We start from the raw sequence: 14,705 nt of genomic DNA, 5'->3' as shown, positions 1-14,705 counted from the left end.
TCAGGTGAGCAGAGTACGGGGAGTCACGGCGCCACGGCTATCCAGGTTGTACGGCGAGGTGCACGACGTCCGGAACGCCCCGGGCAACGGGGATCTCTTCGGTACGCACCTGTTGGAATCCGGCATTACGCAAGGTTTCTTCGAATTCCGGAGAGGGCTGGGCAGACCAAACGGCCAGCACCCCACCAGGCCTCAACGCCCCTGCACAGCCCGCCAGTCCACTGGGCGAGTACAGGCTGTCGTTGCCCTCGGTGACGGTCCAGCCGGGTCCGTTGTCGATGTCGAGACACAGGGCGTCATACGTGTCGGATGTCTCATGTACGTACGCCACCAGATCCGTTTCCAGAATCTCGGTGCGCGGATCGGCGAGGGCGCGGGCCGAGAAGTGCGACAAGGGTCCGTCAAGATGCCAGCCGATAATCGCGCTCTCGCGCTCCACGACGGTGATCCGTCCCGGGCGGGGATCGGCGGCGGCGTGTGCGAGCGAGAACCCCACTCCGAGCCCGCCGATCAGCAGGTGAGGCTCCGGCCGCCCGTCCAGCGCGCCGAGCGCCACATCGACGAGCAGGCGCTCCGAACGGCCGTCGGAGGTGTCCATCAGAAAGCAGCCGTTCGCGATGATCTGGAGCAACTCACCGTGCCGCCGCAGCACGACCTCGCCGTGCGGGCCTTCGTGACGGTCCAGTACTTCGGGGATGTCGTACGAAGTGGGCATCCGGCCATCCTGGCAGGTGGGGTCGGCGGGGCCGAGTGGATTTGGCGGACCTGGCGTGGCATGGGGTCCCCCGATGGGGTGAAGGGACTGGAACCCGGACAGGTAGGTGCCAGTTGAGAGGTTCCTGAGAATCGGCTTCCGAGTGGCGCAGGTCACAGACATGGGCGGGTCGCAGGCGAAGGGTGGAGGAAACGGAAGGAGCGCCTCACCTTGGAACGGACTGCGGCTGGGGGTGTGACGGGCTCGGTTCCGGAGTCCGGTGCGGCGGGCCTGCCCGATGTCGCCGGGCTGCTGGACGGAATGCCGCGGCAGCGCGGGCCGGTGGGCGCCGCGGCGAAGAGTGCCCCAGCGGCGAGCGTGCCGGCGGCCGGCGCCTCCGAGACGAGCGCTGTCGCAGCTCCGCCCCTCGCGCCGGTCATCACCGAGGCCACCGCTCCCCGCCCCCATCTCGTCCGCCCCTGGCGGCTGCTCCCCACCCCCACGGGCACCCCGCTCACCTTCGCCTACGCCGCCGTCCTCACCGTCACCTCCCTGATCGCCACCTACGCCGACCCCGCCCTCGTGCACGCCCTGCACCAGGGCTCCAGCACCGACGTCGCGCACCTGGTGTCGACGCCCGTGCTGGTGTTGCTCGCCAGCGCGCTGTGGGTCGCGGGCGGCATCGCGGCGCCGTACACGCTCTGCTTCCTGCTGGTGCTCACCGCGCTGGAGCGGCGCATCGGCGGCGTCCGCACGGCCGTCGTCTTCCTGGCCGGGCACGTCCTGGCGACCCTCGCGACCGAGGTCCCCGTCGGGCTCGCGGTGCTGGTCGGCCACCTCCCGGCGAGCTCGCTGCACCGCTTCGACTACGGCATCAGCTTCGGCGTGGCCACGAGCATCGGCGCGCTGGCCGGGCTGCTGCGCCCGTGGCTGCGGTGGCCGGTGCTGGCGCTGTTCGGCGGGATGCTGCTCCAGGACCTGGCCAACCTGACGGATCCGCTGACCAATTGGGGCCATCTGATCGCCCTGGTCATCGGGGTCGGGATGTGGCCGGTGGTGCGGCGGTGGCGCGCCTCGGAGTCAGTCGCCGTCGGGTGACCACACCTACGGCGTCGTCGTGGTCACCGCCTCGAAGCCCAGCCGCAGCAGGATGGGTGCGCTGTCGTCGGAGGCGTCGACGTGGAGATACGTGACGCCGCGGGCGGCCGCGAGGGCGGCGCGGGTCGCGACGAGCGCGCGGTAGATGCCGCGGCCGCGCCACTCGGCTAGCGTCGACCCGCCCCACAGACTCGCGAACTCCGTGCCCTCGCGGGAGACCAGCCAGGCCGCCGAGACGACCTCGCCGTCGGCCTCGGCGACATGGACGGCGATCTCGTCCGGCGCGGACGCGACCCGGCCGATGAGATCGTCGGCGAGCCGGCCCCAGTCCTGGCCCCACACCACCGACTCCATCGCGGCGATCCGGCGCATGTCCGCGTCCGCCGTGACCCGGCGCAGCGTCAGGCCCTCCGGCAGGACGGGCTCGCGTACGGCCATGTCGGCGGCGCGTCCGACCAGAACCGTCTCCATGTCCTCGGGTGCGAAGCCCGCCGCGCGGAGGCGGTCGGTGAGGTCGGCGGGGTCGTCGTGGGACCGGGTCTTCCACTCCACCGCCTCGCCGCGCGCCGCGAAGTAGTCGCGCTGCCGGGCGATGAGCCGGTCGAGTTCGGCGCCGCGCACACCGAGGGAGCGCGGCCCGCTGACCAGGCCCCGGAATCCGCCGACGATCCGCAGCAGCGGGCCGTCCTGTTCGTACGTCACTCCGGCGGGCGGGGTCGGGGGCGCGCCGCGCATCTGGTCGTCGTAGGCCGCGAGAAGGAGCTCTGTGTCTGTCACAGGGAGACGGTGGGGGAGGGGTCGGGTCCGGGTCGGGTCCCGGGCAACTGGTTTATCGCGAAACCCGAGGTCACACCGTGTGTGCCGGGTGATCGCTCACAGCGAACGGGAGTCGGGGAACATCCAGGCTCGCCCGTGCATTGAGTCGGCATAACTCAACTTGACTGCCGAAGGGGAGATCATGGCTTCGACGTCCACACCGCTCACCCTGCCTGTGCTGCCGCTCGACGACGAGGTCGTGCTGCCCGGAATGGTGGTGCCGCTGGATCTGAACGACGCCGATGTGCGTGCCGCGGTGGAGGCCGCACAGGCTGCCGCCCGGTCTCAGCCGGGAAAGCCGCGGGTGCTGCTGGTGCCACGTCTCGACGGTACGTACGCGAGCACCGGTGTGCTCGGCACCGTCGAGCAGGTCGGCCGGCTGGCCGATGGTGACCCGGGGGCCCTGATCCGCGGTCGCGGCCGGGTGCGGATCGGCGCCGGGACGACCGGGCCGGGCGCAGCCCTGTGGGTGGAAGGGGCGCGGCTCGACGAGAGCGTGCCCGAGCCGCTGCCCGGACAGGTCGCCGAGCTGGTGAAGGAGTACAAGGCCCTCGCCACCGCCTGGCTGCGCAAGCGCGGCGCCTGGCAGGTCGTGGACCGGGTGCAGGCCATCGACGACGTCTCCGCCCTTGCCGACAACTCCGGTTACTCGCCGTTCCTGACCACCGAGCAGAAGGTGGAGCTCCTGGAGACCGCCGACCCGGTCGCCCGTCTCAAGCTCGCCACCCAGCAACTGCGCGACCACCTCGCCGAGCAGGACGTCGCCGAGACCATCGCCAAGGACGTCCAGGAGGGCGTCGACAAGCAACAGCGCGAGTTCCTGCTGCGCCGTCAGCTGGAGGCCGTACGCAAGGAACTGCGTGAAATCAACGGCGAACAGGACGGCGAGGAGTCCGACGATTACCGGGCGCGCGTGGAGGCCGCCGATCTGCCCGAGAAGGTCCGCGAGGCCGCCCTCAAGGAGGTCGACAAGCTGGAGCGGTCCTCCGACCAGTCGCCCGAGGGGTCCTGGATCCGCACCTGGCTGGACACCGTCCTCGAACTTCCCTGGAACGAACGGACCGAGGACGCGTACGACATCCTCGGCGCCAAGACGATCCTCGACGCCGAGCACGCCGGTCTGGAGGACGTGAAGGAGCGGATCACCGAGTACCTGGCGGTGCGCAAGCGGCGCAGCGACCGGGGGCTGGGGGTCGTGGGAGGCCGCCGTGGCGGTGCCGTCCTGGCCCTCGTCGGCCCGCCCGGCGTCGGCAAGACCTCGCTCGGCGAGTCCGTCGCCCACGCCATGGGCCGCAAGTTCGTCCGGGTCGCCCTCGGCGGCGTCCGCGACGAGGCCGAGATCCGCGGCCACCGCCGTACCTACGTCGGCGCGCTGCCCGGCCGGATCGTGCGGGCCATCAAGGAGGCCGGGTCGATGAACCCGGTGGTCCTCCTCGACGAGATCGACAAGGTGGGGTCCGACTTCCGGGGCGACCCGGCGGCCGCCCTGCTGGAGGTGCTGGACCCGGCACAGAACCACACCTTCCGGGACCACTACCTGGAGGTGGAGCTGGACCTGTCGGACGTGGTCTTCCTGGCCACCGCCAACGTCCTGGAGGCCATCCCCGAGGCCCTGCTCGACCGAATGGAACTGGTCCGCCTCGACGGCTACACCGAGGACGAGAAGGTCGTCATCGCCCGCGACCACCTGCTCCCGCGCCAGCTGGAGCGGGCGGGTCTGAACAAGGACGAGGTCACCCTCGACGAGGGCGCGCTGCGCAAGCTCGCCGGCGAGTACACGCGCGAGGCGGGCGTGCGCAACCTGGAGCGGTCCGTCGCGCGGCTGCTGCGCAAGGTCGCGGCCCAGCACGAACTGGGCGAGCGCGAGCTGCCGTTCACGGTCACGGACGCCGACCTGCGCTCCCTGATCGGCAGGCCGCACCACGTGCCCGAGTCCGCCCAGGACCCGGCGGAGCGCCGTACGGCGGTGCCCGGTGTGGCGACCGGCCTCGCGGTCACCGGAGCGGGCGGAGACGTGCTGTTCGTGGAGGCGTCGCTGGCCGACCCGGAGACGGGCGCGGCGGGTCTGACGCTGACCGGCCAGCTGGGTGACGTGATGAAGGAGAGCGCGCAGATCGCCCTGTCCTTCCTCCGCTCCCGCGGCGCCGAACTGGAGCTGCCGGTCGCCGACCTGAAGGACCGGGGTGTGCACATCCACTTCCCGGCGGGCGCGGTGCCGAAGGACGGCCCGAGCGCGGGCATCACGATGACGACGGCCCTCGCGTCGCTGCTGTCGGGCCGCCTGGTCCGCACGGACGTGGCGATGACGGGCGAGGTCTCCCTGACCGGCCGGGTGCTGCCGATCGGCGGCGTCAAGCAGAAGCTGCTGGCGGCCCACCGGGCGGGCGTCACGACCGTCGTCATCCCCAAGCGCAACGAGCCCGACCTGGACGACGTCCCCGCCGAGGTGCTGGACAAGCTCGACGTCCACGCCGTGACCGACGTCCGCCAGGTCCTGGAACTGGCCCTGTCGCCGGCCACCAACGGCGCGGCCCCCGAGGTTCCGATCGCGGCGTGACGGACGCGACCGGACAGGCAGGGCCCGGGTCCCGTGAGGGAGGCCCGGGCCTTCGCCGCGCTGTCCGCTATCCGTTGGCGAGCGCCACGACCCTGTCGAGCGCTCCGTTGAACCTGTTGTGGTCCCCGACGGTCGGTCCGGAGGACGTGTACTGCCACATGGTGTAGTAACTCCACCCGGCCGGCAGTTCCCCCACGTCCGCGGCGTACCGGGCGATCCACAGGGGGTTGGCGGTGGCGAAGCCGCTGTGGTTGCCGGTGCACTGCCTCCACCAGGTCGTCGCCGTGTAGATGACGGCGGCACGGCCGGTGCGGGCCTTGTACCGGTTCAGGAAGTCGCGGATCCAGGTGACCATCTGGCTCTGGGTCTTGCCGTAGCAGGCGTCGCCGTACGGGTTCCACTCGATGTCGAGGACGCCGGGCAGGGTCTTGCCGTCGCGGGACCAGCCGCCGCCGTGGTCGACGAAGTAGTTGGCCTGGGTTGCTCCATTGGTGGTGTCCGGGGTCGCGAAGTGGTAGGCGCCGCGGATCATGCCGATGTTGTAGGAGCCCGTGTACTGCTGGGCGAAGTACGGGTTCGTGTAGTACGTCCCCTCGGTGGCCTTCACATAGGCCCACTTCACCCCGCTGTTCCACAGGGTCGACCAGGCGACGTTGCCCTGGTGGCTGGAGACGTCGACGCCCTCCGTCTGGGTGGCCAGGGTCTCGTTGGGCAGGCCGTGCACGCCGTCGTGGGCCGCGACGCCCATGCCCATGTGGGCGGAGCCGCGGGGCGGGGTGTCATCGCCGGCGGACGCGGGGGACGGCTGGCCGGTGAGGGTGAGGGAGAGGATCGCGGTGAGCAGGAGCCCGGTGAGGTGCGGGCGCCGGGGACGGAGCTGTTCGGATCTGTGCACGGGCATAGCGTGCCTCCGCAGGCTCGGTGGTGCTCGGTGGGGAAACGTGCGGTGGTGCGGCTGCCGTTGCGGCTGTGATCATGGCGTGTGCATGCCAGTCACGTCCTTACAGGGAAGCTAGGCACGGAGAAGCGCAGGTGGAAGGGGGTCCGGAGGCTGCCTTTGGTCTGTGCCTGCGAAATACTGGCGGAGCTGCGGCGATGACGGCGGTTGGCGGAAACTTTCCGGACCGGGAGACCGGACCGGAAACACGAGGCAGGGGCTGACGTGCACGAAGACGGAATCGGCGACGGACACGGCGACGGGCCGCGAGTCGAATCTGGGGGTGCCCCCTCTGAGGGAGTGCCCGACAGCGGCCTGGATCATCCCGAATTCCTCGACCTGGAACGCGAGTTGACGGTTCTCTTCCGGCGCGCCAGGGCCAAGCAGGGCGAGATGGCCCGCGAGGTCCATCCGGACCTGGAGTCCGCCGCGTACGGGCTGTTGGTCCGGTTGGGTGAGTGCGGACGGCAGCGGGCCACCGAACTCGCCGCCTATATCGGGGTCGGCAAGGCCACCATGTCGCGCCAGCTCCGGGCCCTGGAGGACCTGGGGCTCGTCGCGCGCGAGCCGGACCCCGCCGACGGGCGGGCATGGCTGGTGCACCTCACCGAGGAGGGGCGCGGTCGGGTCGCGAAGGTGCGGGAGGCCCGGCGGGGCCGGTATGTCGAGCAGCTGTCCCACTGGGACCGGGGCGAGGTCGCGGAGCTGGCGCGGCTGCTGAACCAGCTGAACCGGGGGATGGAGAAGTAGGAGCGCGGGGCCCGCGGCTCACAACTCCGCGTACACGACCGTCGCGTCGTCGTGGGTCTTGCTCCGTCCCAGATACGTCCGCTCCTGCTCGTCGGCCGACTCCAGCGCCCGCACCCGGTCCACCAGCGCCCGCGCCCCCTCCTTCCGTACGAAGGTGAAGCAGTCCCCCCAGTCCCCCTCGCGGAACTTCTCCACCCACCTCGTCGCCCCGTCCGTCAGGGCCGCCAGCGCCCGCACGTCCTCCCGGGCCAGCACCCCCGTCACCGCGCGCCCCGCCACCGACGGATCCGCGGCGGCCGTGAAGAAGCCGCCCTCCTTGTTGCGGACGTGGGCGTCGATCAGCGCGTCCGTGGCCAGGGACGCCCGGGGGAGGCGGGCCAGGCGGTCGTCCAGGCAGGGCGTGACCGTGCCGTCCGGTGACTCCACCAGCAGGGCGGAGTCGGACAGGACCAGGTACTCCACCGACTCCGGCGACCACCGCGCCAGAACCACCGTTGCCTGTGGGGTGCGTGGGTGAGAAAGGTCACAGGTTGCGGCGTGGGCCTCGGCGGTCCGCGCGATGGCGCGGGTCAGCGCGTCGGCCAGCGGAACATCCGGGAGTGAAACGGTCAGTTCGGTCAGGGCTCCGCCGAGCCGTGCGGTGAACCAGGGGACGGAATGCAGACAGCCCGTCCCTCCCCTCGGCGGGGTCACGCCGTCCAGGACCACCAGGGCGCCACCCTGTCCCGAGGCCGGAAGTCCGACACTCGCGAAGTCCTCGTTGGGGCGGGTCGCGTCACCGGGCTCGGAAGCCAGCTCTGTTCGCATTCGGCCAGTCTGCACGAGGCCTTCACAAGGTTTGCGAAGGGGTCGCATCGGTTGCCGAACGGGTGCAGTCGCGCAGGTCAGACGCCTGATTTGGGGCGGAATGGTTGGCCCCGGACGGGCGTGGCGGCGAATCCTGCCATCGCCCGCCGCAGACGTCCAACCGACCCGCCGGGCAAGGCATGTGCGGGCGCCGGGGGAACTTGCCCGCCAACTCCCCTCCGGGGTTCACTCCTTCGGGTGGCGGGTCAGGTGATGCGCGGCCGCTGCCCACCGGCACTGGGAGGGTCGGGAACCGCATCGAGTGTACGTACAGTCGACCGTACTTGACGGAGCGTCACTCGGATCCATGGGTATCACGAGTCAGGAATGCGAGCACCGGTGCAGAAGATGCGGCCTCGTCGCTCAGGCAAGCAGACGGCCTCCGCAGGGGGCGCGCAGCCCACTCCCGGCACCACCACCGACGTCACACCCGCCGGCAAGGGGCGCCCGACACACGTACGGAACCGGCTGATCGTCGCCGTGGCCGTCGTCGCCGCCGCCATCGCCGCGGCAGGCGTCCCCTCGATCGTCGCCGCCTCCGGGCAACTGCACGACTCCCAGGAACTGGTGACGCTCGCCGAGCAGACCCAGGACGCGCTCACCCTCGCCCACTCCCTCGCCGACGAGCGCGACGAGGTCACGTCGTACATCGCCGCCGGCCGCCCCAAGTCCAAGGCGCCCAGCGAGCAGCGCAGCGTCCGGGTCGACCGGCAGGTCGAGGAGCTGCGTACCGACACCGACGCCCCGGCCTCGCTGCACGACGACCTCGACGGCATCGCGGCCGTGCGCCGAGCCGCGCTCACCGGCAAGAGCAGCGCCCTGGAAGCGCACGAGGCCTACTCGGCCGCCATCACCGAACTCCACCGGCTCGCCGAGCGGCTGGCCGAGCAGATGCCGCCCCGCACCGGCGCCGGCGCCTACGCCCTGGCCGAGCTGGACTCCGCCGTACAGCAGGCCGCCGCCGCCCGAGGGCTGCTGCTCGCCGCGCTCAGCGTGCCGACCACCACCGAGACCGTCGTCGACCCGGTCACCGGCCTCGCGACCACCCAGAAGACCTCCTCGGCCGCCGACGCCAAGGTGCGCGCCGCCCTCGGCGCCGCCGCCCAGCAGGCCCGCCTGCGCTCCGACGCCGCCCTCGCCGACTTCCACGACACCGCCCCCAAGTCCGCGCGGACGTCGTACGACTCCACGGTCACCGGCCCCGAGGTCAACACCGCCGACCGGTATCTCGCCGCCCTCACCGACCAGGCCGCGCTCTCCGACCGGGACCTGAACACCAGCACCCGGCGCGCCGAGGCCGCCCTCTCCGCCCGCGTCGACCTGATGCGCGGCGTGGAGTCCGCCCTCTACGACCGCCGCACCAAGGACCTCGAACAGCTCCGCGACGACGACGTCACCGCGCTGGAGATCCGCATCGCGATCCTCGGCGCCCTGATGCTGCTCGCCGTCGGCGTCGCCACCGGCATGGCGCGCTCCCTCACCCGGCCGCTGGCCGTCCTGCGGCTCGGCTCCGCCCGGCTCGCCCGGGCCGAGGACCCGGCGGCCGAGGAGCCCGTCAAGTTCACCGGCCGCAAGGACGAGTTCGCCCAGGTCGTCAACTCCGTCAACGCCCTGCACACGCACGCCCTCGCCCTGCACGAGCGCATCGCCACGCTGGAGTCCGACCGCAAACACCTTGTCGGCCAGCGCCAGAAGATGGCCGACGCCCGCGAGGAGCTGCGAGGCGAACTCGCCGAGTCCGCCGCCCAGTTGGAGGGTCTGCGGGACACCATCGGCTCCACCTTCGTGAACCTCGCGCTGCGCACCCTCGGCCTCGTCGAGCGGCAACTCGCCGTCATCGAGGGCCTGGAGGAGCGCGAGCAGGACCCGGAACGGCTCGCCACGCTCTTCAAGCTCGACCACTTCGCGACGGTCATGCGCCGGCACAGCGAGAACCTCCTCGTCCTGGCCGGCACCGAGCACGTCCAGCAGCACGCCGGGGCGGTCCCGCTCGTCGACGTCGTCCGCGCGGCGGTCAGCGAGATCGAGCGCTACGAGCGCGTCCGCATCGCCGCGATGCCGCCGCACGCGCACGTGGCCGGGTTCGCCGCCGACGACCTCTCCCACCTGCTGGCCGAGCTGATGGAGAACGCCACCGCGTTCTCCCCGCCCGACCGGCCCGTCGAGATCTCCGGCTGGCTGCTGGAGAACGGCGAGGTCATGCTCTCGGTCCAGGACGAGGGCATCGGCATGACCGACGAGCGGCTGACGCGGCTCAACTCCCGGCTCTCCGACTTCGACCCCGAGGCCTCCTACGACCAGGAGGGCGACGACGGCCTGGGCCTCGGCCTCTACGTCGTCGCCCGCCTCGCCCACCGCCACGGCGTCCGCGTCCAGCTCCGCGAGCAGAAGCAGGGCGGCGTCGCGGCGGTCGCGGTCCTGCCCAAGGGCCTCTTCGCGGCGGCACCCGCGCCCGCGGTCCCCTCGGACACCCTGCACCACACCGGCACGCACGCCTTCTCCCTGCCGGGCGCCGACGCGGAGGCCAACTCCAACGTCCTGCACGGCCGTTCCAGGGACGACGACCCCTTGGTGGCCCTCGCGGAGAAGACCGTACGGGCGACGGAGGAGGGCGCGAAGGAGGAGGGCGCGAAGGAGGAACGCAAGGCACCGGAGGCGGCGCCCGCCGAGACGACGATGGAACTCCTGATCCCGGAGCAGCCCACCGGGCCCGCCGAGGAGACGGAGACCCCGGTCACCGACCCCTACGCCATCGGACCCGACACGCATGAGCGTGCCCGCGACGAGAGGGATGAGGGGGACGAGAGCAGCGAGAGTGACGAGGGCGACGGGGGCGTCGAAGGGGCGGAACTCGTCACCGACAAGGGACTGCCCAAGCGCACCCCGAAGATCACCGCCCCGGTGCAGGCCCCGCGCCAGCGGACCGGCGGCGTCGATGCCGAAGCCCTGCGCAGAAGGCTCGGCGGCTTCCGCAGGGGAGCGGAGGCCGGCTACCGCGACGTGGAGGCGGAGATCGCCGAACAGACGGGTCAGAACAAGGCCCCGACATCCGAAGCAGCCACGGGGGGCACAGTCGAGGAGGCAAGCAGTTGACCGCGCCCAGTACCTTCGGACTGAGCAGTGAAGCCCGCAACCTGCACTGGTTGTTGACGAATCTGGTCGAGGAGGTGCCGGGCATCCAGTCGGTCGCGGTGGTCTCCTCCGACGGCCTGCTCCTGCTCTCCTCGGACCACGCCCGCAACGAAGCGGCGCGGGAGGCGAGGGACGACAAGCCCACCGGCCCCCGCGGCTCCTCCGCCGACCTCGCCACCGTCGTCTCCGGCATCGGCAGCCTCACCATCGGCGCCGCGAAGCTGATGCAGTTCGGCGGGGTGAAGCACACGATGGTCGCGATGGACGAGGGCAGCCTCTTCGTGATGTCCATCAGCGACGGCTCGCTGCTCGGCGTGCACGGCTCCGCGGACTGCGACATGAGCGTGGTGGCCTACCACATGGCGCTCTTCGTCGGGCGCGCCGGCCACGTCCTCACCCCCGAACTCCGCAGCGAGCTACGGAAATCCCTCGAGACCGCGTCGGCAGGGAGTACCCGATGAGCAACGCCCCGAAGAACAAGCCCCACCTCCCCGTCCGCGGCGGCGACCGCAAACCCGCCCGCGTGCGCCCCTACTCGCTCACCGGCGGCCGTACCCGCTTCGGCCACGTCCTGCTCGTCGAGACGTTCGTCAGCAGCACGGCCGCGCTGGAGGCCGGCGAGGAGCGCAAGGAACTGACGAACGGCTCCCTCACCACCCGGGTCATGCCGGAGATGCGGGCCATCGTCGAACTGTGCCGCCGGATGCGCACGGTGGCCGAGATCGCCGCGCTGCTGAAGATGCCGCTCGGCGTGGTCCGCGTACTCCTCAGCGATCTCGCGGACCAGGGAAAGATTCGTGTGTACGGCACCGGAACCGGCCACGGCACGGGCCGACCGGACCGCGCTCTGCTGGAAAGGGTGCTGGATGGACTCCGTCGTCTCTGAGACCGCCGTCTCCTTGGGCGTCTCCCCGTTCGTCGAGCCGGCCGAGGACCTGAAGTCCTGGCAGACGGACCGCACCCGGGCCCCCGTGGCCACGAAGATAGTCGTGGCCGGCGGCTTCGGCGTCGGCAAGACCACGCTGGTCACCGCGGTCTCGGAGATCACGCCGCTGCAGACCGAGGCGCTGATGACCGAGGCGAGCGAGGAGACCGACGACCTCACCTCGACGCCCGGCAAGCTGACCACCACCGTGGCCATGGACTTCGGCCGCCTCACGCTCGACGACGACCTGGTGCTCTACCTGTTCGGCACGCCGGGCCAGCAGCGGTTCTGGTTCATGTGGGACGACCTGGTGCGCGGCGCGATCGGCGCGGTGGTCCTGGCCGACACCCGTCGTCTCAAGGACTGCTTCCCGGCGCTGGACTACTTCGAGAGCTGCGGACTGCCGTACGTGGTGGCGGTCAACCACTTCGACGGCAGCGAGCGCTTCGAACCGGAGGACGTGCGGGAGGCGTTGACGATCCCCACGCACATACCCGTAATGATCATGGATGCGCGGCGACGGATCTCGGTGATCGAGACTCTGCTGTCCCTCGTCGGCCACGCACTGGACGTCACCCCCGAGTAGGAGAACACCCCGGCATGCGGAAGATACTCGTCGTCGGAGCCGGCCAGTCCGGACTCCAGATCGCCCTCGGACTCCAGTCGCACGGGTACGAGGTCACCCTGATGTCCAACCGGACGGCGGACGAGATCCGCTCCGGCCGGGTCATGTCCACCCAGTGCATGTTCCACACGGCGCTGCGGCACGAGCGCGATCTCCAGCTGAACTTCTGGGAGTCCCAGGCCCCGAAGATCGAAGGAGTCGGCATCTCGGTGGCGGCCCCCGGCTCGTGGGGCGAGGGTCCCGCGGCCCGCGCGATCGACTGGCTCGGGCACCTCGACGGGTTCGCGCAGTCGGTCGACCAGCGGGTGAAGATGGCCGGCTGGATGGAGACGTTCGCCCAGCGTGGCGGGCAGCTGGTCATCCACGGTGCGGCCGTCGGCGACCTCGACTACTTCGCTCGTACGTATGACCTGGTGCTGGTCTCGGCGGGCAAGGGCGAGCTGGTCCAGATGTTCGGGCGGGACCCGGAGCGGTCCCCGTACAGCGAGCCGCAGCGCGCGCTGGCCGTGTCGTACGTCCACGGGCTGGGCCCGCGTCCGGAGCACCCGGACACCGAGGCCGTACGCTGCAACCTCGTCCCCGGCGTCGGCGAGCTGTTCATCATGCCCACCCTGACGACCTCCGGACGGGCCGACATCCTGTTCTGGGAGGGCATCCCCGGCGGGCCGCTCGATGTCTTCGACGGCGTGAAGGACCCGGCGGAGCACCTCTCCCTGACCCTGGAACTCATGGAGAAGTACACGCCGTGGGAGTACGCCCGGGCGACCAAGGTGGAGCTCACGGACGCGGGGGGTGTGCTGAGCGGGCGGTACGCGCCGACCGTGCGCAACCCGATCGGCCGGCTTCCGGGCGGCGGGCTCGTGCTGGGTGTCGCGGACGTCGTCGTGGCCAACGACCCGATCACCGGGCAGGGCTCCAACTCCGCGTCCAAGTGCGCCGCCGCGTACCTCGACTCGATCCTCGGTCACGGGGACAAGGAGTTCGACGAGGCGTGGATGCGTGCCACCTTCGACCGGTACTGGGACACCGCCCAGCACGTGACCAAGTGGACGAACGCCATGCTGGCGCCGCCGCCGGAGCACATCCTGGGCCTCATCGGCGCGGCGGGGCAGTTGCCGCCGGTGGCCGACCGGTTCGTCAACGGGTTCAATGACCCGGCTGACTTCGAGAACTACTTCTACGAGCCGGAGAAGACCCAGGCTTACCTCGCTGAGGTTTCGGGGACCTGACCTCCGGGCGTACGGCGCCCAGGACCGGGTTGGACGCGATCGGGGAGATCTTGATCCTCTCCCCGGTGCGCGGGGCCTGGACCACCTTGCCCTTGCCCAGGTACATGGCCACGTGGGTGGCGTCCGGGAAGTAGACGACCAGGTCGCCGGGGCGCAGTTCGGTCAGCGGGATCCGGTCGAGCCGCGCCCACTGCTCCTGGCTCGTGCGGGGGATCGGGGTGCCCGCGTGGGCCCAGGCCTCGGAGGTCAGGCCCGAGCAGTCGTACGACTTCGGGCCCTCCGCGCCCCACTTGTACGGCTTCCCGAGCTGCTTCTTGGCATAGCGCACCGCTCGGACGCTCTCGCGTGAGGGCTTGTGGTCGTCCTCGGCGAGAGCGCCGGAGGCCAGGAAGTCCTGGTGCGCCCTGGTGGCGTCCCTCTTCTCCAGTTCGGCCAGCGCTTTCAGCTGGTCGGCGGTGAGGGCGGCCAGGAGGTCCTCGATCTTCTTGAGGCGCTTGTGTACGGCGTCCTTGTTCTTCTTCCGCCGTTCGGCGAGGTCGAGTTGGTCGTCCAGGGCCTTGCGGGCCTTGCGGGCCAGCTCGTCGGCCTTCCTCTCGGTGACGGTCAGCCGGCCGACCGTCTCGGCGCGCTCGCGGGCCAGCTGGCCGATGACATGGCCCTGGTCCAGGGCGTGCTGGGGGTCGCGGGCCAGCAGCAGGCGTACGTACGGGGAGATGTCGGTGGTGTTCTGGTACTGCTGGCGGGCCAGGCGGCCCGCGGCGCCCCGGCTGTCGTGCAGGGAGAGGCGGGCGCGGGACAGGGCGGTGTCCAGGCGGGTGACCTCGGTGCGCTGTCTCTTCAACTTCTCCTCGGTCGCGTTGTAGGCCTCCGTGGCCTGTTCGGCCTCCCGGTAGAGGCGCTGAAGGTCCGTCAGGAGAGCGGCGACGGAGCGCTTGTGGGGTTCTGCGGGTTCGGGGGCGGCCATCGCGGGGGTCGGTGCGAGGATCGTGCCGGCTGCCGCCGTGGTCGCCGCGGCGGCCGTGCACACCAGACGGAGAAGCCTTCCTGACACGTCATCACCTCCGGTGCGGAGAGGCCTTCTGCTCCGCATCGCGAG

13 protein-coding genes are annotated in these 14,705 nt (G+C 71.1%); 8 read left to right on the top strand and 5 right to left on the bottom strand.

Going from position 1 to position 14,705, the window contains the following annotated elements:
* Positions 1-37 precede the first annotated feature (37 nt).
* A complete protein-coding gene (locus BLU79_RS17145) occupies positions 38-715 on the bottom strand; it encodes a spermidine synthase family protein (RefSeq protein WP_093906650.1) in 678 nt (225 codons plus the stop codon).
* Positions 716-925: 210 nt separating this feature from the next.
* Here BLU79_RS17145 and BLU79_RS17140 point away from each other — a divergent pair, with 210 nt between their 5' ends.
* Complete coding sequence (locus BLU79_RS17140; protein ID WP_256333354.1) at positions 926-1,792, top strand: rhomboid-like protein; 867 nt, start codon at positions 926-928, stop codon at positions 1,790-1,792.
* A 6-nt stretch (positions 1,793-1,798) separates the two neighbouring features.
* On the opposite strand, the gene BLU79_RS17135 is transcribed toward BLU79_RS17140, so the two are convergent.
* Complete coding sequence (locus BLU79_RS17135) at positions 1,799-2,569, bottom strand: GNAT family N-acetyltransferase (protein ID WP_093906649.1); 771 nt, start codon at positions 2,567-2,569, stop codon at positions 1,799-1,801.
* A 181-nt stretch (positions 2,570-2,750) separates the two neighbouring features.
* Here BLU79_RS17135 and lon point away from each other — a divergent pair, with 181 nt between their 5' ends.
* The gene (gene lon / locus BLU79_RS17130; protein WP_093906648.1) at positions 2,751-5,165 is read left to right on the top strand and encodes an endopeptidase La; all 2,415 of its coding nucleotides are present in this window, start codon (positions 2,751-2,753) and stop codon (positions 5,163-5,165) included.
* Between the two features lie 67 nt (positions 5,166-5,232).
* Here lon and BLU79_RS17125 read toward each other — a convergent pair whose 3' ends face one another.
* Positions 5,233-6,066, bottom strand: coding sequence for a lysozyme (locus BLU79_RS17125; RefSeq protein ID WP_093906647.1), 834 nt, complete (start codon positions 6,064-6,066; stop codon positions 5,233-5,235).
* 261 nt (positions 6,067-6,327) lie between these two features.
* Here BLU79_RS17125 and BLU79_RS17120 point away from each other — a divergent pair, with 261 nt between their 5' ends.
* Positions 6,328-6,852: a MarR family winged helix-turn-helix transcriptional regulator gene (locus BLU79_RS17120; protein ID WP_371131878.1), complete on the top strand. Its 525-nt coding sequence runs from the start codon at positions 6,328-6,330 to the stop codon at positions 6,850-6,852.
* An 18-nt stretch (positions 6,853-6,870) separates the two neighbouring features.
* Here the strand turns inward: BLU79_RS17120 and BLU79_RS17115 are convergent, their stop codons facing one another.
* The gene (locus BLU79_RS17115; RefSeq protein WP_093906646.1) at positions 6,871-7,659 is read right to left on the bottom strand and encodes a protein phosphatase 2C domain-containing protein; all 789 of its coding nucleotides are present in this window, start codon (positions 7,657-7,659) and stop codon (positions 6,871-6,873) included.
* Positions 7,660-8,025: 366 nt separating this feature from the next.
* Here BLU79_RS17115 and BLU79_RS17110 point away from each other — a divergent pair, with 366 nt between their 5' ends.
* The 5 genes from BLU79_RS17110 to BLU79_RS17090 are packed head-to-tail and all read left to right on the top strand — an operon-like array spanning position 8,026 to position 13,609.
* On the top strand, positions 8,026-10,791 hold the full coding sequence (locus BLU79_RS17110; RefSeq protein WP_093906645.1) for a sensor histidine kinase: 2,766 nt from the start codon (positions 8,026-8,028) through the stop codon (positions 10,789-10,791).
* On the top strand, positions 10,788-11,291 hold the full coding sequence (locus tag BLU79_RS17105; RefSeq protein ID WP_093906644.1) for a roadblock/LC7 domain-containing protein: 504 nt from the start codon (positions 10,788-10,790) through the stop codon (positions 11,289-11,291). The genes BLU79_RS17110 and BLU79_RS17105 overlap by 4 nt, the downstream gene beginning before the upstream one ends.
* Positions 11,288-11,716, top strand: coding sequence for a DUF742 domain-containing protein (locus BLU79_RS17100; protein ID WP_093906643.1), 429 nt, complete (start codon positions 11,288-11,290; stop codon positions 11,714-11,716). Before BLU79_RS17105 ends, BLU79_RS17100 begins: the two co-directional genes overlap by 4 nt.
* Positions 11,697-12,341 (top strand): GTP-binding protein, encoded by a 645-nt coding sequence (locus tag BLU79_RS17095; protein WP_093906642.1) that lies wholly within the window; start codon positions 11,697-11,699, stop codon positions 12,339-12,341. The genes BLU79_RS17100 and BLU79_RS17095 overlap by 20 nt, the downstream gene beginning before the upstream one ends.
* Positions 12,342-12,355: 14 nt before the next feature.
* Complete coding sequence (locus BLU79_RS17090; RefSeq protein WP_093906641.1) at positions 12,356-13,609, top strand: styrene monooxygenase/indole monooxygenase family protein; 1,254 nt, start codon at positions 12,356-12,358, stop codon at positions 13,607-13,609.
* On the opposite strand, the gene BLU79_RS17085 is transcribed toward BLU79_RS17090, so the two are convergent.
* Positions 13,527-14,660, bottom strand: coding sequence for a C40 family peptidase (locus tag BLU79_RS17085; RefSeq protein WP_256333352.1), 1,134 nt, complete (start codon positions 14,658-14,660; stop codon positions 13,527-13,529). The genes BLU79_RS17090 and BLU79_RS17085 overlap by 83 nt on opposite strands.
* Between the last annotated feature and the right edge of the window lie 45 nt (positions 14,661-14,705).

It is taken from the genome of Streptomyces sp. cf386 (assembly GCF_900103585.1).
Classification (GTDB): domain Bacteria; phylum Actinomycetota; class Actinomycetes; order Streptomycetales; family Streptomycetaceae; genus Streptomyces.
Note: the sequence above shows the minus strand (reverse complement) of the source record. Positions and strands in the feature narration are given on the sequence as shown.

Excerpts from the sequence above, each read along its gene's own strand:
- BLU79_RS17145 (WP_093906650.1), bottom strand. The coding sequence starts at position 715 with ATGCCCACTTCGTACGACATCCCCGAAGTACTGGACCGTCACGAAGGC.
- lon (WP_093906648.1), top strand. The coding sequence starts at position 2,751 with ATGGCTTCGACGTCCACACCGCTCACCCTGCCTGTGCTGCCGCTCGAC.
- BLU79_RS17125 (WP_093906647.1), bottom strand. The coding sequence starts at position 6,066 with ATGCCCGTGCACAGATCCGAACAGCTCCGTCCCCGGCGCCCGCACCTC.
- BLU79_RS17115 (WP_093906646.1), bottom strand. The coding sequence starts at position 7,659 with ATGCGAACAGAGCTGGCTTCCGAGCCCGGTGACGCGACCCGCCCCAAC.
- BLU79_RS17110 (WP_093906645.1), top strand. The coding sequence starts at position 8,026 with ATGCGAGCACCGGTGCAGAAGATGCGGCCTCGTCGCTCAGGCAAGCAG.
- BLU79_RS17100 (WP_093906643.1), top strand. The coding sequence starts at position 11,288 with ATGAGCAACGCCCCGAAGAACAAGCCCCACCTCCCCGTCCGCGGCGGC.
- BLU79_RS17095 (WP_093906642.1), top strand. The coding sequence starts at position 11,697 with ATGGACTCCGTCGTCTCTGAGACCGCCGTCTCCTTGGGCGTCTCCCCG.
- BLU79_RS17090 (WP_093906641.1), top strand. The coding sequence starts at position 12,356 with ATGCGGAAGATACTCGTCGTCGGAGCCGGCCAGTCCGGACTCCAGATC.